The following is an 18,205-nucleotide window of genomic DNA, read 5'->3' on the forward strand; positions in this document are numbered from 1 at the left end:
AACCATAACAGCGCGGCCGGCCGAATTGGCCGGTCATCGCACCGGCGAGTGGCGCAACGAGTAACGGTGGCCGGACGCACCTGCGCGCCGTCGACGCTGTCAGGAGATGACGGCGCGGAGGTTACGGGCCAGCACGTCGATGCGGTGGTGCTGGAGTTCGGTGAATTCCTCCGGATGGTGTATCTCCACGCTCAGCCGCCCGGCGAAAGTGCTGATGACGCAGGTGCCGCCACCCGGCTGCTGCGGACGGCGGCCGGTCAGGTCCGGCTTGGCGAGCATGGTGGAGTGGAAGTCGTCGATGCGCAGCCCGTCCTGCTCGGGTAGCGGCGGGATGGTGCCCCAGTTGGTGGCGATGACCACGCCGGGCAGGGCCGGCCTCGGTGCGGCCGCCATGTCGGGAATGCTCAAGGGCGTGCGTTGCACGATGCCCGCGGCCAAGCCCGCATGCAGAGCCTCGCTGATCCCTCGGGCCGATTCCACCAGCGTCACGTCGGATGCGGGGGAGAGGTAGGTGGCGAAACCGAGGACGTTCGTCCCTTCGGTGGCGTCGATCGCGGGGCTCACTCTGGTCCGCAGGTCGACGGAGTACAGGTAGAGCAGTCCGGTGAGCGGCAGTTCGCGGATCTCGGCCTCGGTCCGCAGCAGCGCCGCCGACACCAGGCCGTGCACCGTGACGTTCGCGCGATGCCCGACCGCGACCAGCGCCGCGGTCTCCTCCTCGGTGAGCAGGCACCGGGTGGTGCGCAACGCCGGGTAGTCGTCGTCGCGCGGTCGCGGAACCTCCGTCGGCGTGGAGGCGGTCGCACCGGCGGGGCCGGAACCGGGCAGCGCCATCTTCTCGATGCCTCGCGCCGCGAGCAGGTGCTCGATCGGTTCGGGGAACGGTTGCACCGGCAGCTCGGACGTACCTCCACCGACCGCGTCGCGATATCCGGTCCAGAGTTCGGTGACGATGGCGAACGCGTGGAAGGCGTCGGCGACGCTGTGATGGAGCATCAGCGTGACGCTCGCGGTAGCGCCGTCGCGCACCACGCACAGGGCGCAAACGCCCGCCCGCTGATCGAATTTCGCCCCGGTGAGGGGAGATTCGGGGTTCGCGTCGGCGACGAAGATCTCGGGCGTGGCATCGGTCACGGCGAAGACATGGCCGCCCGCTTCGGTCGCCTCGATGCGGGCGCGCAGGATCGGATGCGCCCTCGCGACGGCCTCGAAGGCGGCCGTCAGCGCAGGCAGGTCCAACCGCCCGGACACCCGTGCGGCGTAACCGATGAAGACCTCGCCCGCGGCGAACATTTCCTCGCTCGGGGCAAGCCGGCGGATCACGTCGACCACAATGTATTCCCTTCGCTCCCGGCGAGACTAGCCCGAACCCCCTGTACGCGCGGATCATTCGCCCGAATCGGACGAAAAGGACAGGCGGGCAGCCTCTTGTCACAAGCGGGAACGGGATCTGTCGGATGATCGGCTCATTTGAATAGGCTCCGAACGGTCGAAAGCGAGCGGAGTATGTCCCCAATCGAGCCGATTCCATCCGTCACCGAGCCGGTCGCCGTCCGTGCGTGCCGAACAGTGGGCGCGCGATGACGCGCCGCGGGTGGACGCTGTTCCTGGCGATGGGCCTGATCTGGGGCGTGCCGTACGCGATGATCCGCGTGGCGGTGCGGGATCTCGACCCGATGGTGGTCGCGTTCGGCCGCACGCTCATCGGCGGCCTGCTGTTGCTGCCGGTCGCGCTGTACGCCCGCGCGCTGACGCCGGTGCTGCGACGGTGGCGGCCGCTGCTGCTCTACACCTTGGTGGAGATCACCGGGCCGTGGTTCCTGATCGGGTACGCCGAGACCACGCTGAACAGTTCGACCGTCGGCTTGCTGATCGCGGCGGTGCCGCTGATCGCCGTGGTGATCGTGACGGTGCTCGGCCACGACCGGTTCGACGCGCGCCGGGTGATCGGTCTGCTCGCCGGGTTCGCCGGCGTCGCCGCGCTCGTCGGCCTCGACGTCGATCTGGGGAATCCGGCGGCGCTCGCCGCGATCGGCCTGACCACGATCGGATACGCGGTGGGGCCGATCGTCATCGATCGCGCGCTGGCCGATCTGCCTCCGCTGGGCGTGGTGACCGGGTCGCTGCTGCTGGCGGCGGCGATCTACGCGCCGTTCGCGGGTTGGCTGTGGCCGGCGCGCATCACCGCCGACGCGGCCTGGTCGGTGCTGGGTCTCGCGGTGATCTGCACGGCCGCGGCGTTCCTGTTCTTCTTCGCGCTGATCGCCGAGACCGGCCCCGCCCGTGCGACAGTGATCACCTACATCAATCCCGCGGTGGCGATCCTGCTCGGCGTCACGGCGCTCGACGAGCCGCTGACCGCGGGCATGGCGATCGGATTCCCGCTGGTCATCCTCGGTTCGGTGCTCGGAACCGCACGCGGTCGCGACGAGGCGGCCCGGGCGGACCTGCCCGCGCCCGCCGCGCCGGAGGCGGCCGCCCGATTACCCGAGAGGTAATCGCCATCGAGCGCGCGCCTGCCGAGAATGGCAAGGCGCCGCACGTTCACGCGGCACCCCAGCGAAAGGATCCGTTGTGTCGATCTCCGCGCCGTCCACTCGATCGGTGGTCGAAGAGTTGTTGCGCCGAATCGGTTCCGGTGATCCCGAAGCCGTCGCCGAGCTGTACGCCGAACACACGGACTGGCAGCTCGACTGGCCGGAGGCGGAACACGGAAGGGTGGCGACGCCCTGGATCCGGCACCGGTCCACCCGCGCCGACGCCGCGGCGCATTTCCGCTCGATCGCCGAGCACCATGTGCCGGAGGAGGCTGCCACGCGGGTCGACCGGGTGCTCGTCGACGGTGACGACGCCGTGGTGCTCGGCGAGATCCGGCAGACCGCGCGCGCCACCGGCCGCGCCTATCGCGCGCGTTTCGCGCTGCACCTCACGGTGCGCGGCGGACTGATCACCCGGCACCACGTCTACGAGGACAGTCTCGCCGTCGCCCAGGCATTCCACCCCGGGGCAGCGAGCACGTAATACGCTGCTACGGGTGCTGGATTCGACCGAAGACTTCGCCGGCGAACGTCCCGATCCGATCGCCACCCGCAAGGCGTACGACGGGGTCGCCGACCGCTACGCCGACGATGTCCGGCACCGGCTCGAGCGCCAGCCGCTCGACCGGGCGATGCTGGCGGTGTTCGCGGAAGCGGTGGCGGGCAACGGTTCCGGGCCGATCGCCGATCTCGGCTGCGGGCCGGGGCATGTGACGGCTCATCTCGCGACGCTGGGTGCTCGGGTGTTCGGCATCGATCTCGCGCCTCGGATGGTGGCGCTGGCCCGTGCGGAATACCCGCACCTGCCCTTCGCCCAGGGTTCGATAGAACAGCTACCGTTTGGCAACGACACGCTCGGCGGCATAGTGGCTTGGTATTCGTTGATCCACACGCCACCGGATCGTGTGCCGCACGTGTTGAGCGAGTGCAATCGGGTACTCGCGAGCAAAGGGCACGTGCTGCTGAGTTTCCAGACGGCGGACCGTCCCGATGCGGTGGAAGCCTTCGATCACAGGGTGATTCGCGCCTACCGGTGGGCGCCGAAACGCCTCGCGCGCCTACTCGGCGCCGCCGGGTTCGCCATGATCGCTCGCATGGTGCGCGAACCGGGTCCCGAGGAGCGGTTCGGGCAGGCCTACCTGCTGGCATCGAAGGTTCGGTGATTCACCGAACGCGGTCCATCCCGTCCGGGTAGGTTTGTCGTGTCGCGGCGGTTCATGGGCTGCGCGGGCCCGCCGACAACGTGGTCGATCTGAACTCCGAACCTTTCACCATGTCGTCAGGGGGCGACTCATCATGGAATTCATCGCGCCGGTCGATGCCGTCTTCTTGCTCGCCGAGTCCCGGGAACAGCCGATGCACGTCGGTTCGCTGCAACTGTTCGAGCCGCCGGAGGACGCGGGAGCGGACTTCGCCGCTCGAGTCCACGCCGAACTGCTCCGAAGCACCGACGTCGATCCGACCTTCCGCAAGCATCCCGCAACCCTCTTCGGGTCGCCGCAGATGGCGTGGACGCGTGCCGACCACGTGGAACTCGACTATCACGTGCGGCGACTGGCGGTGCCCGCGCCGGGCCGCATGGACCAGCTCGTGGAGCTGGCCTCCGGCCTGCACAGCAGCCTGCTGGACCGGCATCGCCCGCTGTGGGAGTTCCATCTGATCGAGGGACTCGCCGACGGCAGGTTCGCGATGTATTCGAAGATGCATCACGCGTTGATCGACGGCGTCTCGGCCCAACGCCTGCTGCGGCGCACGCTGACCAGCGATCCGGCTTCCAGCACCACCCGGGTGCCGTGGCATCTGCCCCGGGGTAGGCGCAGGAGGGAGTCCGGTGCGGCCGGTCCGGCGCGGAACCTGCTCTCCGCGGCCGCTTCCGGCGCGTCGGTGCTGCGCGCCGCGCGCACCGCCCTGACGCGGCAGCAGCTGACCCTGCCGTTCGCGGCCCCGCGCACCATGTTCAACGTACCGATCGGCGGCGCGCGCCGTGCGGCGGTCCGGTCCTGGCCACTGGAGCGGCTGCAGCAGGTGAAGAAGGCGTCCGGTTCGACACTCAACGATGTGGTGCTCACCATGTCGGCGGGCGCGCTGCGGCGGTACCTGATCGAACGGGACGCGCTGCCGGACAAGCCGTTGATCGCGATGGTGCCGATGTCGCTGCGCGCCGAGGACGACGACGAGACCAACGGGGTGAAGGTCGGGGCGGTGCTGTGCAATCTCGGCACCGACATCGCCGATCCGCTGGACCGCCTGCGGGTGGTCGCCGGGTCGATGCGCGACGGCAAGGACGTCTACAGCACGCTCTCGTGCAACCAGACGATGGCGCTGTCGGCGCTGATGCTCAGCCCGCTCGCCCTCAATCTCGTGCCCGCGCTGATCTCGTTGACCAATCCGACCTTCAACATCGTGATCTCGAACGTGCCGGGGCCACGCGAGCCCATGTACTGGAACGGTGCGCGGCTGGACGCGACCTACCCATTGTCGATCCCGTTCGACGGCCAGGCGGTGAACATCACGCTCACCTCCAACGCGGGCAACCTCGATTTCGGCGTGGTCGGCTGCCGCCGCAGTGTGCCGCAATTGCCTCGCCTGCTCGATCACTTGGAGGAGTCGCTCGCCGAACTGGAGCGGGCCACCGCTTGACGGCAGCGCATTCCCCGGAAAACTAGAACGTGTTACTGTCGATGCATGGTGCAACGGCCGGTCGAGGAAGCCGCAGCCGCTTCATGGCGATATGCGCGGCTCGCGGTGGACTCGACGCGCGGCGGCCCGGCCGCACGGCGCGCCACTTATGCAACTCGTTCTAGTACACCTGCGCCGCGCCGTTCGCGGCTGAGCAGTTAGGGAGACCAGCACGCCATGCGTACCGAAATCTGCGAACGGCTCGGGATCGAATTCCCCATCTTCGCCTTCACCCACTGCCGCGACGTGGCGGCCGCGGTCAGCAACGCGGGCGGACTCGGCGTGCTCGGCGCCGTCGGCTTCACCGCCGAGCAGCTCGAGGTCGAGCTGGCCTGGCTGGACGAGCACGTGCAGGGCGTATACGGCGTCGATCTGGTGATCCCGTCGAAGTACGAAGGCAAGGGCATCGACGACCTGAGCCCCGATGAGCTGGAAGCCAAGCTGGCCGAACTCGTCCCGCAGGGGCACCGCGACTTCGCCGAGAAGATCCTCGCCGACCACGGCGTGCCGAAGCTGCCGGAGAACGAGCACCACAACCAGTTGCTCGGCTGGACGGCCACCACCGCGGGACCGCAGGTGGAGGTGATTCTGCGGCATCCGAAGGCGAAGCTGGTGGCCAACGCTCTCGGCACCCCGCCGGAGGACGTGATCAAGCAGGTGCAGGACTCCGGCAGGCTGATCGGCGCGCTGTGCGGTTCGGTCAAGCACGCGCTCAACCACAAGCGCGCGGGCCTGGACTTCGTGGTCTGCCAGGGCACCGAGGGCGGCGGCCACTGCGGCGAGGTGTCCTCGATGGTGCTGTGGCCGCAGGTCATCGACGCCGTCGGCGACCTGCCGGTGCTGGCCGCGGGCGGCATCGGCAACGGCCGCCAGGTGGCCGCCGCGATGGCGATGGGCGCCGCGGGCGCGTGGACCGGTTCGGTGTGGCTGACCGTCGAGGAAGCCAATGTGCCGCCGGCGCAGATGCAGAGCTACATCGACGCGACCAGCCACGACACGGTGCGTTCGCGCGCATGGACCGGCAAGCCCGCCCGCATGCTGCGCAACGACTGGACCGACGCGTGGGAGCAGGACGAGACGCCCGACCCGCTGCCGATGCCGCTGCAGATGATGGTCGCGCTGGACGGCGTGAAGCGTGGTCACCGCTATCCGGAGGCCGCCAAGGACGTCAACTTCAATCCGGTCGGCCAGATCGTCGGCATGATGAACCGCGTGGAGCGTTCCGCCGATGTGGTCAACCGGCTGATCCAGGAGTACGTCGAGGCGTGCGAGCGCCTCAACAAGCTCAACGGCGGGGTCTGAGTTCGGGCGCCGGTTCCTGGCCGCGATGCCGCGCGGAATTTCCCGTGCGGCAACCCGCGGCAACATTCGAGTGCGGGTACCGATTGGTCGATGCTGCCGCGGCGGCGTCGGTCCTGCCATGTGACATCCGCTCGGCCGCGTCCGAGCGGTTCAGGACGGCACCGAGCTGCCTCTTCGGCGGGCGCCGGAGCACTGATGCCCTGTCGCTCAGAGTGATTCGTCGCGACTGGCAGAGCCCTGCGGACCCGAGCCGCTCAGCGGCCGGAACCCGCACCCTTACTTCACTTTGTCTGAGACAAGCCTGTTCACCGAACTCAGCGGACAGGCGGATCTGGATGGACCGAGCGGATAAATCCGCACCGTTCTCCCCAATCCGTCCCAGACGGATTGTGCAGCGTACGAAAATCAGGCGGTGGCAGCGCGGGACTCGTCGGCCTCGTCCACGACCCCGGCCACCAATTCCTCGAAGCGCGCGATGACCTTCTCGTGGTACATACCGAACAGATCCTCGAACAGCGCCAGCTGCGCCTCACTCGGCCCGGAGCCGGAATCCCACACCGCGGCCAGCGCCCGCCAGACCAGGACGTGCAGGTCCGCGGCACCCGCGAAGTACGATTCGACCGCCTCCGGCACCTCGAGCACCATCTCGCCGATCGAGTTCAGAATCGCGCGCTGCATGGGAAGTCCGAGCACCGTCAACAGCCTGCGCACCAGCGCGACCTCGAGTGCGAGGAGCTGCCGGAAGTCCGGATCGGATTGGCGCGCTATCGATTCCAGTTCGTCGATCGCGTACTTCAGTTCGGCCGAATCGATCCGCTGTTCGCCACCCGTATAGGTGAGCAGCGCCTCGAGCACGAGATTGCGCTCGACGTCGACGATGTCGCGGAACATCTCTATCGCGATGTCCGGCATGGGAATCGAGAACCGGAACAGCTGGCGGTACACGTCCACTCCGCCGGCCTCCCGGACGTCGCGGATCGTGAATCCCTTGCCGCGCCTTGCCTCGACGAAGCCGTACGACTCCAACCGACCCAAGGTCAGCTGCGCGGTAGCGCGATTCATCTCGAATTCCTCGGCGACCTGACGCACCGACGGCATGAGATCCCCCGGCTGATATTCCCCCGCGGCAACCCGGCGCGCCAGCTCGTCGGCAACGTCGGCGACCACCGTCTGGGATCCCATCGAAGTCACCTTTCGACTACTTTCGAACACGTCCCAGACAGTCTAAGCCCTACTGTCCGGTACTGCACCTGTGTCACACTTGTGCGCGCGACTGTGAGGTGAGGCATGACTATCCGGCCCATCGGAGAGCGTCCCGAGGAGGGGTCCACGAGCAAGCGATCCCGCCTTTTCGCGTCGCGGTCCCATGGTAAACCGCCTGTTCACGGCGCTGTGCGCGGCGCCGAGCTCGCCGCGCTGCCGGTGGCGTTCGCCGGACGACAGGCCGCGGGCCTCGGTAAGCGGGCGCTGGGCAGATCGGCCGAAGAAGTCAATCGCGACATCCAGCTGCGCACCGCGCAGCACATCTTCGAGGTGCTCGGCGAGCTGAAGGGCTGCGCCGCGAAGCTGGGGCAACTGCTGGCCATCTACGAGCTGGCGCTGCCACGCGAGGTGGCCGAACCGTATCGGATCGCGCTCAGCAGGCTCCAGGACGCCGCGCCCGCGATGCTGCCGCACACGGTGCACGCCGCCATGGCCGAAAGCATGGGCGCGGACTGGCTTTCGCGCTTCCGCGAATTCGACGGCCGGCGCGCCGCGGCCGCCTCGCTCGGGCAGGTGCACCGCGCGGTCTGGCACGACGGCAGGGCGGTCGCGGTCAAGGTGATGTACCCCGGCGGCAGGCAAGCGGTGGCGCGCGATCTGGACCATCTGCGCCGGATCTCCTATCTCGCAACGGTCTTCCTGCCCGGCGCGGACGTGAAAGCGGTGACCGAAGCGATCTGCGCGTCGGTCGCCGGGGAATTGGACTACGCGGCGGAGGCCGCCCACCAGACAGCTTTCGCCGCGGCCTATGCCGGCGATCCGGACTTCTACGTACCGAATGTCATTGCGCAGCACGGTGATGTGCTGATCAGCGAATGGATCGAAGGCACGCCGGTACCGCGCGTCGTCGCCTCCGGCACGCAGGCCGAGCGCGACCGGGTCGGCATGCTCATGGTCCGCTTCGTGACCTCCGGCTGGGGCCGTCACGGATTGCTGTACGCCGATCCGCATCCGGGCAACTTCCGGGTGCTGCCCGACGGCAGGCTCGGCGTCATGGATTTCGGCGCGTGCTGCGCTTGGCCGCCCGCGGGTTTCGGCGAGCTGACGCTCGACTGCTGTAAGGCGATCTTCCGGGGCGGACCGGGAGATCTGGCGGCGGCCACGCGCAGGCACGGTTTCGTGGAGAACGGGCAAGCCATCGACAGCGAGGCGCTCTACGCGGCGATCACCCCGTGCGGTGAACCCTTCCGACACGAGACGTATCGCCTGACCGCACGCTGGTTGCGACGACAAGTGTTGCGCACCACCAATCTTCGGTTGAGCAACGTGGTACGGCAGATGACCATGCCCGCCTACTTCACGCCGTTCGCCCGCTCCTTCCTCACGCTGGTGGGCGTGCTCGGCCAGCTGGAGACCGAAGGTACCTATCGCGACGAAATCGTGCGCTGGATACCGGAATTGAGCGAGGCTCTCATCCCGGAGGAGAACACGGAGGACATGGCACCCACGGTGGACCTGGGCACCGCGCGACGGCGGCGGGCCGAGATGAGCAAGCGCGGCATGCCGATCGTATGACCCCGGTTCTTTTGAGTCGCAGGCGGATTCGCTGATCTATCAGGATATATGGAAGGATCGGGCCGTCGCGCCACCCTTTGTCTCAGACAGCCGGAGACGTCGCCAACCACGCGCGCCACTGCGGGGCGATGAGTGCCGAGAGTTCGTCGTAACCCGCGGCCCCCGGATGCGCCCCATCGCCCGCGCGGACCTCGGCGGCCCACACCGCGCTGGCGCGCAGCGGCTGGTGCACGCGTACGTACGGCACCTCCGATCGGGCGCAGACCTGCGCGAATCGCTTGTCCAGCGCGGCGGTGCGGGCATTGTGCTCGTCGTCCGCGATCGGCGGCGGGGCGACCATCAGCACCGGCCACCGTCGCTCGGCCGCCTGCGCGAGCAGTTCGCCCAGATTGGCCACCGACTCGTCAGGGGGCACCTGCGGACCGCCGTTCTCGTGCATGGCGTCGTTCACGCCGAACGACAGCACCACCCTCGCGTCCGCGCCCTCCGGCAGGCGGGGCGCGCATTCGGCTCGGAAGCGCCGCAGGATCGCGGCCGAGGTCTCCCTGCGGACCCCTAGGTTGTAGGCGGTCAGCGCGACATCCTGCGCGTGCGCATCGGACGCGAGCCTGCCCGCCCAGCCGAGGCAAGCCGGGTCGCCGACACCGGCGACGAACGAATCCCCGACGAAACACACACGCACATCACGGCTCACCACCTGATCCTGGCAGCGCGGAGACCGGCCCGCGAATGCCGGGTGCGGGCAATATGATCACGGAGGTTCGACCGGGAGGGAGTAATGGTGACAACCGAGCCGGAGCTTGCGACACCGCCGGTTCCGCAGTGGTTCGCGGAGCTGTTCGCCCACCGGCGCTGGGTCCGGCGCAGTCTCCCGTTCCCGCACGTCTACGCCCGCGACGTCTTCGTTCCCGAGTTCTACCAGCGGTTGGCCGACGAGTTCGAGCGGCTTCGCGGGGAGCGCCCCGGCCTGTTCGCGGCCGTCTCCGATGGTTACAGCGCCGACGGAATCCGGTTCTCCGACCTGCGCGGCGGACCGCTCGCGGTGTTCGCCTCGCGCGAGTGGCACGACTTGGTCGCCCGGCTCGGCGGCGTCGAGGCCACCGGCGACGTCGAAGGGTCGATTCACCATCACGGACCGGGCAGCCCGTTCGGCTGGCCGCACAACGACCTCAACCCGGCCTGGTTCCCCGGGCCACCGCCCGGTCCCGGCGAAGTGCGCCTGCCCGACGGCACCGTCCACACCAAGACCGGAGCGCGCGATCCGGGCGTCGCCGCGCGCGAGACCGTGCGCGCCGTAGCGGTGCTGTTCTATCTGGGCAATCCGAGGTGGGAGCCGGGCGACGGCGGCGAGACCGCACTGTACGAACACGTCGGCGACGGAGCCGAGCTACCGTCGGTCGCCCTCGTGCCGCCGCTGGACAATTCGCTCGTGCTGTTCGAGGTGACCCCGCGCAGCTGGCACACGTTCGCGGGCAACAACCTCAGAGACCGCAACAGTGTGGTGATGTGGGTGCATCGCACCAAGGCGGATGCCGAACGGCGCTGGGGAGGAGACAAGATTGTCCACTGGTGAACGCCGCGTCTGCCTGCTCACCGGCGCGAGCGGCACGCTGGGCGACGCCTTCTGCCAGGCCTACCATCGCGGCTACGACATCCTCGCCGTGTGCCGCACCCGCACTCCCGCGGTGCCGTCACAGCTGGAGTGGTACGTCGATCCGCTGGCGCCGGACGCCGCGTTGCCGGAGAACGATTCCCGCGTGTTCGTGGTCCGATCCGACCTGACCCAGCCGGGTGAAGTGGAACGAGTGGTCGACTTGGCGCTGGCCCGGTTCGGCCGGGTCGACCTGCTGGTGAACAACGCGGCGCACGTCCGGCTGCACCCGCGCGGCATCGTCGACGGCGATGCGGCGCTGGACGACTTCGATGCCCACTTCGCATTGAACGTCGCCGTACCACTGCGTCTTTCGGCGCGGCTGGCGCAGCGGTGCTGGTTGCACGCGGGACCCGAGAATCGCGCGCGCAACCGGAACATCGTCAACGTCTCGAGCATCTCCGGCTCGGAGGTCTACCCGGGACAGACTTTGTACTCCGCGTCGAAAGCCGCGCTCAACCAGCTGACCCGCAATCTCGCCGCCGAGTTCGCCGAGTTCGGCGTGCGGGTGAATGCCATCGCGCCCAACACTTTTCCCGTCCTGGTCCCCACCGAGCAAGTCGCGCGGGCCATCGTCGAACTCGACGCTGGCGACCGGTCCGGTGGGGTGTACGGGGTCGGCGTCGAGCCGGAGCCGGTGGACGGCCTGTCCCTGCGGCTCACCGACGCCGAGCCGTAAGGGCGGGCCTATTCGCTCGGCGTCAGCCCGGTGGCCTGCTCGGACAGCGTCCACAGTCGTCGCGCGAGATCGGCGTCGACCGCCTGCTTGTTGCTCGGCGGCTCCAGCTCGAACCGGTGGAAGTACTTCCCGTTGATCGCCGCGCCGTCGGCGGTGGTGGCGAGGTGCACCAGCGGCTGCGCGCCCTTGTCCGGTTGGATGAAGAACGGGCGCGCCAGCGGCGACCGGATCAACCGGCCGAGACCGAACGGGGCGTTGTCGTAGACGTGGGTGGCGACCGCGCCGGGATGGAAGGCCGCGGTGGTGATCCCGGTGCCCTCGGTACGGCGGGCCAGTTCCCGGGTGAACAGGATATTCGCCAGTTTCGACGCGCCGTACGCGCCGAGCTGGTTGAACGAGCCCGTCGCCGCGTTGGCCGTGTCCAGGTCCAGCTTGGCCATCCGGTAGGTCATGCTCGCGGTGTTCACCACCCGCGCCCGCGAGTGGGCCAAGCGCTCCAGCAGCAGGTTGGTGAGCAGGAACGGCGCCAGGTGATTGACCTGGAAGGTGAGTTCGTTGCCGTCGTCGGTGACCATCCGCTTGGGCCACGCGCCGCCCGCGTTGTTGGCCAGCACGTCGATCCCGGGATACCGGTCGAGCAGCTGGTCGGCCAGCTTGCGCACGTCGTCGAGCCGGGCGAAGTCGGCGACGAACGGCTCCGCCCCTGCCTTCGCGGCCACCTCGGCGGTCCGCTCCGGTGATCGGCCGACCACCGCGACGCTTGCGCCGCGCGCGGCGAGCCGCTGTGCCGCGGCGGCGCCGATGCCGGAACTCGCGCCGGTCACCACCACCGTCTTTCCGGTGAGGTCGTTGTCGTGTACCTGGCCCTGCGCTGTCATCGCTGCCTCCCGAGCATCGTTTAGGTGACCCGATAGTCTTCGGCTCGCGCGTATTCGGCAAGCATCGACGCGCCCGCGTAGTGCTCGGCGATCTCGTCGCTGGTGGTCAGCCACACCCCCGGGTGGTCGGCCACGTAGTCGAGCGCTTGATCCAGGTACTTGATCCGGAACGCCTGCCCGATCACGAACGGGTGCAGGGCCAGCGCCATGACACGCCCGCTGCCTGCCGACTCCGCGTAGAGCTGGTCGAGCTGATCGCGCACGATCCGCACGAAGTCCGGTCCGCTGGTGGCCTTGCCCAGGAACAGCGTGTTGTCGTTGAGTTCCACCGAGTAGGGGACGCTGAGCAGGCCGGGCACCGACAGGGGATAGGGCTGGTCGTCGTTGGTCCAGTCGAGTACGTAGCCGAGGCCGAGTTCGGCCAGCAGCGACGGGGTCAGGAACGACTCGGTGAGCGCCGGTCCCATCCAGCCACGCGGCCTGCGGCCGGTCGCTCGTTCGATCGTCGTGACCACGTCGGCGAGGTAGGCGCGCTCCTCGTCCGGCGGAAGGTCGGCCTGGAAGATCGAGTTGTTCTTCCCGTGCGCGAGCCACGCCCAGTTCCGCCGCACCCCCGCCGCCACGATCTGGGGATAGTGTTCGGCCACATCCGAGTTGAGCAACACGCTGGCCCGGATGCCGTGCCGGTCGAGCACCTCGATCACCCGCCAGATGCCGACGCGCGGCCCGTAGTCGCGCCACCCGTAGTTCAGCGGGTCGGGCGCGAGCCCGGCGGTGCCGGGGAAGATGCTCGTGGACGAACGGTCCACCTGGTAGTGCTCGACATTGAGCCCGAGATAGAACGCCACCCGGGCATTGCCGGGCCAGCGCAGCGGCGGGCGGTCGACGATCGGGCTGTAGCCGAAGAGTTCGTTGTCCATGCCCTCATGCTCGAACTTGACACTAGTGTGAGGATCAACCTCGATCTCGAGTGATGTCCGGCACAGCGCCTCATCGATCCCGACAGCGGCTGGGTTCTGCCGAGTTCACGCCGTGCGTCGGCCGGTATCGTGCAGCGAACGCGGCAACTGATTTCGTACGCACATGGGTAACTCGCCGGGCACGCACAGAACAGGAGTGGCACCCCACGCAGGACCTGCACGCAATCCTGCGCCACCTGAACAGTACGGCCTGAAGACCCGGAGAGGCGGAACAGCATGCGAGTGGACGGGCGGGAGATCCCGGTCACGGGCAACCTGCTACAGCCGCTGATCCGGCGGACGAGCGACATCATTCGCGTCGTTCTCGCGGCGCTGTGGGTGGCGGTCGTGATCGCGGCATCGCTGATCACCCGCCCGGAATGGCTGGCGCTGGAACGCTCGGTCTCCAACATCGTCGGTTTCCTCAATCCGGACCAGTCGAACCTGGTGTATCTGGTCTACGGCATGGCGATTCTCGCGCTGCCGTTCGCGATCCTGATCGAACTGATCATCGGCAGGCAGTGGAAGCTGCTCGCCGGTTACGCGGCGGCCGGTGCGGTCGCGGGACTGCTGCTGTCCATCACCGGCACCGGGCTGTCCGCGCCGAAATGGCATCTGCAGGTACCGGACCGGTTGGACACCTTCTTGTCCCAGTTCCTGGACGATCCGCGCTGGATCGCGATGATCGCCGCGATGCTCACCGTCGCCAGCCCGTGGCTGCCCGTCCGGCCGCGGCGCTGGCTGTGGTTCCTGCTGCTGGCGTTCGCGCCGATCCATCTCGTGGTCAGCACCGTGGTGCCCGCGCGGGCGATGTTCGGACTGGCGGTCGGCTGGCTGGTCGGCGCGGTGATCGTGCTCGTGGTGGGCACTCCTGCGCTGGAGGTCCCCCTCGACGCGGCCGTCCGGGTGCTCGCCGGACGCGGTCATACGGTCACCCGATTCACCGTGGTGCATCCGGCGGGCCGGGGGCCGTTGATGCTCGCCGCCGCCGTCGAAGGGCCGGAACGCGAACTGACCATCGAGATGTTCGGCAAGAACCAGCGCAGCTTCGGCGCGCTGCGGCAGTTGTGGCGCTGGTTGACATTCCGCTCCAGCGAGACCGCGGCCATCCACGGTTCCATGCACCGCGTGGTCGAGCATCGCGCCCTCATGACGATCGCCGTGGGCGACCTGGAATTGGGCAGCAGTACGCCCGTCGCGGTCGCCGCGCTCTCCCGCGGCTGGATGTTGTACGCGCACACCCGGCCCCGGGGCGTGCCGATCACCGATCGGTCCGCCGACGCGCTGCCCGGGGTGTGGCGAGCCCTCGACACCTTGCATCAGAAGCGGATCTCGCACGGCGACCTGCGGCCGATCGACATCCGCGTGGAGGACGGCGTCACGTTGTTCGGCGGCTTCGGCAACGCCGAGTACGGAGCGTCGGACGCGCAATTGCAATCCGATATCGCCCAGTTGCTGGTGACCACCACCGCGACTTTCGGCAAGGAGCCCGCGGTGTGCGCGGCGATCGACACCCTCGGCGAAGCGCGGGTGCTCGCCGCGGCCAGCCGGTTGACCAAATCCGCCGTACCGACCGGGATCCGCAAGGCGGTGCCGGACTGGAAGGCCGCGCTCTCCGCCGCCCGCGACGAGGTGCGCAAACAAACCGGGCAGAATCGGATCGAAGCCGAGCAGATCACCCGGTTCTCCCGTAACCAGATCATCCAGCTGGTTCTGCTGATCGCGCTGGTGTACGTCGCCTACCCGTTCATCAGCGCGGTGCCGACCTTCTTCACCCAGCTGCGGACGGCGAACTGGTGGTGGGCGCTGCTGGGGCTCGCGGTCTCGGCGTTGACCTATGTCGGCGCGGCGGCGGCGCTGTGGGCTTGCGCGTCCGGCGCGGTGAGCTTCCGCAATCTGGTGATCATGCAGATCGCCAATACTTTCGCCGCGACGACCACGCCCGCGCGGGTCGGTGGGCTCGCGCTGAGCGTCCGCTTCCTGCAAAAGGGTGGCGTCGGCGCGGTGCGCGCCACCGCCGCGGTGGCGCTGCAACAGGCGGTGCAGGTGATGACGCACGTCAGCCTGCTGCTCGCGTTCAGCATCTTGGCGGGTACCTCGACGGATCTCTCGCACTTCGTCCCGGACGCGACGGTGCTGTATCTGCTCGCCGGCGTCGGGGTCGGCATCGTCGGCACGTTCATGTTCGTGCCGAAACTGCGCCGGTGGCTGAACAACGCGGTGCGCCCGCAACTGCAGGAAGTGCTCGGCGAGCTGGCCGTGCTCGCCCGCGACCCCAGGCGCTCGGCGGTGATCGTCCTCGGCTGCGCGGCGATCACCCTCGGCCTCGCCGGCGCGCTCTGGGCCAGCGTCGAGGCGTTCGGCGGCGGCACCACGTTCATCACCGTCACCATCGTCACCATGATCGGCGGCACGCTGGCCTCGGCCGCGCCGACCCCGGGCGGTGTCGGCGCGGTCGAGGCCGCGCTGATCGGTGGTCTGGCCGCGTTCGGCCTGCCCGCCGACATCGCGGTGCCCTCGGTGCTGCTCTACCGCGTGATCACCTGCTGGCTTCCGGTGTTCTGCGGCTGGGCCACCATGCGCTGGCTGACGAAGCAGGACTTGATCTAGGCCTACCTTCGCCGACGGACGGACTTCCTACGGCTTGGTGGCCAGCAGGACGCCGGTCGCGGGGCGCACCGTAACGAACTCGACGTCCTCGAATCCATTCACGCGCAGCATGTCCCGGTATCGGCGGATATCTACTCCGGCCATGGGATCACCGTGGTCGTGGTCGTGGTCGTGGTCGGTGTCGTGGGTGCGGTGGGCCGCGAACCGCGCCATGACGCGCACGGCGGCGGAGCGCAACGGGTCGGTCGGATAGGTGTCGGCGAGCAAGAGCCGGCCCCCGGGTCGCAGCACTCGGAACATCTGCGCGACGGCGTCGCTTCGGCGCGGGGCGGGGATGTGGTGCATCGCGAACGTCGAGGTCACCAGGTCCGCGGACGCGTCGGGCAAGGGAAGCGCCTGCGCGGTACCGAGTTCGAATCGACAGTTCGCCACGTCGCGGGAGCGCGCGGTGGCGTAGTCGATCATCTGCGGCGACGGGTCGACGCCGATGACCTGGCCGGTGCGGCGCGCCAGCATCAGCGCGAGGTCGCCCGGGCCGCAACCGATATCGACGACGTGCGCGCCGGGCGCCGGGCGGGCCAGTTCGGCGAGGCGGCCGTTCAGGCGATCTCCCCGGTCGAGCAGGAAAGCGGCCTTGAACGCGCGGTAGCGGCGCGGTTGGGTGAGCAGGACGCCGACCTCGGCGTGCGAAGTGATGGCAGACTGGGGTTCGTTTCCGGACATGAGTTCAGGATCGGCCCAGAACGCACCGCCGACCAGGGGCAATGCCCCGGGATCCGTCCGGAACCGGACGCATACGAGACATTTGTGCGGGAGGCATCGTGCCGGAAGAACAGGACAGCGCCGATCGCCGGGTCCGGCGCACCAGAGCCCTGCTGCATCGGGCGCTGATCGAACTCATGGTCGAGCGCGCTTACGACCGGATCACCGTCCGCGACATCCTGGCTCGCGCGGACGTCGGGCGGTCGACGTTCTACGCGCACTACCGGGACAAAGACGATCTGCTGTTGCGCAGCAGCACCGATTACCTGCGCGCGGCCCTGGCGGCGGCCGAGACGGACACCGAAGCGCCCGACCTGCTGGCGCCGGTTCGTACCCTGTTCGAACTGGCCGCGGGTAATCCGGAGATCTACCGGGCTCTGCTCGGCCGCAAGAGCGGCACCGTGCTGCTGCGCACCACCCGGGTGATGGTCGCGCAGATCCTCGCCGAGCGGCTGCGCGACCGGCTGGCGATGCCGGAGGACGAGTTCGCGACCACCGTGACGTTCCTGTCCTGGGGCGTCGTCGGCCTGCTCGGCGCCATCGCGGAGGGGCACCCACCGCTCTCGGCCGAGGACGCTTACAGACGTGTGATCGGCCTGATCGGACACGGGTTGACCGAGCAGGCCCGCGACTGAGCCGGATCACGCGTTCCGGTCACGCGTGCTCGGCCCCGGCAGCAGCGCGAGCAAGGGTCTGGTCGCCCCCGGGCGACCAGGTGTACGGCGGCTGTATTTGATCCCCCCGACGAAAGGTAGCCGGTTGTCTCAGCGACCGGCCCGCTCCAGCGCCTCCACGGCCCGGACGCTGCCCGCGGTGACGAGTTCGAGGTTGGCCAGTGCGGCTTCGTGCGCTTCCGGGGAGGCGGCGGCCACGCAGTCGGCCACCGGGTGCACGGTGAACCCGAGATCGGTGCCGTGACGCGCGGTCTGCTCGACGGTGAGATTGGTCGCGACGCCCGTGACGAAAAGCGTCTCGATACCCTGATCCGCCAGCCACTCCGGCAGTTTGCTGCCCGCGAGGCCGGACAGCTTCTGGTTGTCGAAGACTTCCGTCGGCTGCGCCGCCATCTCCGGAATGATCGCCGCGCCGGGCGAATCCGGCCGGAACTCGGTCTGCGCCGCGCCGACCGAGCGCATGAATCCGGTGTTGCGCACCAGCTCGCCTTCCCCGACCGGGATGGTGAACCGGGTGAAGATCACCGGGATTCGCGCCGCCAGCGCCGCGGTGTGGAAATCCGCCGCCCGCGCCACCACGCCCGAGGTTGCCACGGGCGCGGCCAGCATCGGGCCGAAAAAACCTTCCGGCCGAATGACATTCACTTGCCAGTGCAGCGCCAGCACGGCGGCGCGGATGCGTCGGGTCGCCATACG

At 68.8% G+C, this 18,205-nt stretch carries 17 protein-coding genes; 10 read left to right on the forward strand and 7 right to left on the reverse strand.

Annotated elements, in window-relative coordinates; genetic code table 11:
* Window positions 1–99: 99 nt before the first annotated feature.
* Window positions 100–1,332, reverse strand: coding sequence for a phthiocerol/phthiodiolone dimycocerosyl transferase family protein (locus tag NG1_RS00145; RefSeq protein ID WP_157113781.1), 1,233 nt, complete (start codon window positions 1,330–1,332; stop codon window positions 100–102).
* Between the two features lie 248 nt (window positions 1,333–1,580).
* Between NG1_RS00145 and NG1_RS00150 the strand changes: the two genes are divergently transcribed.
* The 5 genes from NG1_RS00150 to NG1_RS00170 all read left to right on the forward strand — a co-directional run bounded on the left by NG1_RS00150 (window position 1,581) and on the right by NG1_RS00170 (window position 6,518).
* Window positions 1,581–2,498 carry a DMT family transporter gene (locus tag NG1_RS00150; RefSeq protein ID WP_062966734.1) on the forward strand — a complete coding sequence of 306 codons (918 nt, stop codon included), beginning with the start codon at window positions 1,581–1,583 and terminating at the stop codon, window positions 2,496–2,498.
* A gap of 76 nt (window positions 2,499–2,574) precedes the next feature.
* Window positions 2,575–3,021 carry a nuclear transport factor 2 family protein gene (locus NG1_RS00155; RefSeq protein ID WP_062966736.1) on the forward strand — a complete coding sequence of 149 codons (447 nt, stop codon included), beginning with the start codon at window positions 2,575–2,577 and terminating at the stop codon, window positions 3,019–3,021.
* A gap of 13 nt (window positions 3,022–3,034) precedes the next feature.
* The gene (locus NG1_RS00160) at window positions 3,035–3,700 is read left to right on the forward strand and encodes a class I SAM-dependent DNA methyltransferase (RefSeq protein ID WP_245659730.1); all 666 of its coding nucleotides are present in this window, start codon (window positions 3,035–3,037) and stop codon (window positions 3,698–3,700) included.
* Between the two features lie 133 nt (window positions 3,701–3,833).
* A complete protein-coding gene (locus NG1_RS00165) occupies window positions 3,834–5,177 on the forward strand; it encodes a WS/DGAT/MGAT family O-acyltransferase (protein WP_062966738.1) in 1,344 nt (447 codons plus the stop codon).
* 216 nt (window positions 5,178–5,393) lie between these two features.
* Window positions 5,394–6,518 (forward strand): NAD(P)H-dependent flavin oxidoreductase, encoded by a 1,125-nt coding sequence (locus NG1_RS00170; protein ID WP_062966741.1) that lies wholly within the window; start codon window positions 5,394–5,396, stop codon window positions 6,516–6,518.
* Window positions 6,519–6,923: 405 nt separating this feature from the next.
* Here NG1_RS00170 and NG1_RS00175 read toward each other — a convergent pair whose 3' ends face one another.
* The gene (locus NG1_RS00175) at window positions 6,924–7,700 is read right to left on the reverse strand and encodes a GntR family transcriptional regulator (protein ID WP_062966743.1); all 777 of its coding nucleotides are present in this window, start codon (window positions 7,698–7,700) and stop codon (window positions 6,924–6,926) included.
* 105 nt (window positions 7,701–7,805) lie between these two features.
* Between NG1_RS00175 and NG1_RS00180 the strand changes: the two genes are divergently transcribed.
* Window positions 7,806–9,296 carry an ABC1 kinase family protein gene (locus tag NG1_RS00180; RefSeq protein WP_210750436.1) on the forward strand — a complete coding sequence of 497 codons (1,491 nt, stop codon included), beginning with the start codon at window positions 7,806–7,808 and terminating at the stop codon, window positions 9,294–9,296.
* 82 nt (window positions 9,297–9,378) lie between these two features.
* Here NG1_RS00180 and NG1_RS00185 read toward each other — a convergent pair whose 3' ends face one another.
* Window positions 9,379–9,990 (reverse strand): DUF459 domain-containing protein, encoded by a 612-nt coding sequence (locus tag NG1_RS00185; RefSeq protein WP_062966774.1) that lies wholly within the window; start codon window positions 9,988–9,990, stop codon window positions 9,379–9,381.
* Between the two features lie 84 nt (window positions 9,991–10,074).
* Between NG1_RS00185 and NG1_RS00190 the strand changes: the two genes are divergently transcribed.
* Together NG1_RS00190 and NG1_RS00195 are read left to right on the forward strand one after the other, a co-directional pair.
* Window positions 10,075–10,869: a 2OG-Fe(II) oxygenase family protein gene (locus NG1_RS00190; protein ID WP_062966745.1), complete on the forward strand. Its 795-nt coding sequence runs from the start codon at window positions 10,075–10,077 to the stop codon at window positions 10,867–10,869.
* The gene (locus tag NG1_RS00195) at window positions 10,856–11,626 is read left to right on the forward strand and encodes an SDR family NAD(P)-dependent oxidoreductase (RefSeq protein ID WP_245659731.1); all 771 of its coding nucleotides are present in this window, start codon (window positions 10,856–10,858) and stop codon (window positions 11,624–11,626) included. Before NG1_RS00190 ends, NG1_RS00195 begins: the two co-directional genes overlap by 14 nt.
* An 8-nt stretch (window positions 11,627–11,634) precedes the next feature.
* Here NG1_RS00195 and NG1_RS00200 read toward each other — a convergent pair whose 3' ends face one another.
* Window positions 11,635–12,504 (reverse strand): SDR family NAD(P)-dependent oxidoreductase, encoded by an 870-nt coding sequence (locus tag NG1_RS00200; RefSeq protein WP_062966749.1) that lies wholly within the window; start codon window positions 12,502–12,504, stop codon window positions 11,635–11,637.
* 20 nt (window positions 12,505–12,524) lie between these two features.
* Window positions 12,525–13,424 (reverse strand): polysaccharide deacetylase family protein, encoded by a 900-nt coding sequence (locus tag NG1_RS00205; protein ID WP_062966751.1) that lies wholly within the window; start codon window positions 13,422–13,424, stop codon window positions 12,525–12,527.
* 276 nt (window positions 13,425–13,700) lie between these two features.
* Here NG1_RS00205 and NG1_RS00210 point away from each other — a divergent pair, with 276 nt between their 5' ends.
* Window positions 13,701–16,073, forward strand: coding sequence for a lysylphosphatidylglycerol synthase transmembrane domain-containing protein (locus NG1_RS00210; RefSeq protein WP_062966753.1), 2,373 nt, complete (start codon window positions 13,701–13,703; stop codon window positions 16,071–16,073).
* A 27-nt stretch (window positions 16,074–16,100) separates the two neighbouring features.
* Here the strand turns inward: NG1_RS00210 and NG1_RS00215 are convergent, their stop codons facing one another.
* The gene (locus NG1_RS00215; RefSeq protein ID WP_063910224.1) at window positions 16,101–16,796 is read right to left on the reverse strand and encodes a class I SAM-dependent methyltransferase; all 696 of its coding nucleotides are present in this window, start codon (window positions 16,794–16,796) and stop codon (window positions 16,101–16,103) included.
* Between the two features lie 98 nt (window positions 16,797–16,894).
* Between NG1_RS00215 and NG1_RS00220 the strand changes: the two genes are divergently transcribed.
* The gene (locus NG1_RS00220) at window positions 16,895–17,470 is read left to right on the forward strand and encodes a TetR/AcrR family transcriptional regulator (protein WP_062966757.1); all 576 of its coding nucleotides are present in this window, start codon (window positions 16,895–16,897) and stop codon (window positions 17,468–17,470) included.
* A gap of 129 nt (window positions 17,471–17,599) precedes the next feature.
* On the opposite strand, the gene NG1_RS00225 is transcribed toward NG1_RS00220, so the two are convergent.
* Complete coding sequence (locus NG1_RS00225) at window positions 17,600–18,202, reverse strand: cysteine hydrolase family protein (protein WP_062966759.1); 603 nt, start codon at window positions 18,200–18,202, stop codon at window positions 17,600–17,602.
* Window positions 18,203–18,205 lie beyond the last annotated feature (3 nt).

Source organism: Nocardia gamkensis NBRC 108242 (genome assembly GCF_001612985.1).
Classification (GTDB): domain Bacteria; phylum Actinomycetota; class Actinomycetes; order Mycobacteriales; family Mycobacteriaceae; genus Nocardia; species Nocardia gamkensis.

Excerpts from the sequence above, each read along its gene's own strand:
- NG1_RS00210 (WP_062966753.1), top strand. The coding sequence starts at position 13,701 with ATGCGAGTGGACGGGCGGGAGATCCCGGTCACGGGCAACCTGCTACAG.
- NG1_RS00200 (WP_062966749.1), bottom strand. The coding sequence starts at position 12,504 with ATGACAGCGCAGGGCCAGGTACACGACAACGACCTCACCGGAAAGACG.
- NG1_RS00190 (WP_062966745.1), top strand. The coding sequence starts at position 10,075 with ATGGTGACAACCGAGCCGGAGCTTGCGACACCGCCGGTTCCGCAGTGG.
- NG1_RS00175 (WP_062966743.1), bottom strand. The coding sequence starts at position 7,700 with ATGGGATCCCAGACGGTGGTCGCCGACGTTGCCGACGAGCTGGCGCGC.
- NG1_RS00205 (WP_062966751.1), bottom strand. The coding sequence starts at position 13,424 with ATGGACAACGAACTCTTCGGCTACAGCCCGATCGTCGACCGCCCGCCG.
- NG1_RS00170 (WP_062966741.1), top strand. The coding sequence starts at position 5,394 with ATGCGTACCGAAATCTGCGAACGGCTCGGGATCGAATTCCCCATCTTC.
- NG1_RS00215 (WP_063910224.1), bottom strand. The coding sequence starts at position 16,796 with ATGTCCGGAAACGAACCCCAGTCTGCCATCACTTCGCACGCCGAGGTC.
- NG1_RS00165 (WP_062966738.1), top strand. The coding sequence starts at position 3,834 with ATGGAATTCATCGCGCCGGTCGATGCCGTCTTCTTGCTCGCCGAGTCC.
- NG1_RS00225 (WP_062966759.1), bottom strand. The coding sequence starts at position 18,202 with ATGGCGACCCGACGCATCCGCGCCGCCGTGCTGGCGCTGCACTGGCAA.
- NG1_RS00150 (WP_062966734.1), top strand. The coding sequence starts at position 1,581 with ATGACGCGCCGCGGGTGGACGCTGTTCCTGGCGATGGGCCTGATCTGG.
- NG1_RS00180 (WP_210750436.1), top strand. The coding sequence starts at position 7,806 with ATGACTATCCGGCCCATCGGAGAGCGTCCCGAGGAGGGGTCCACGAGC.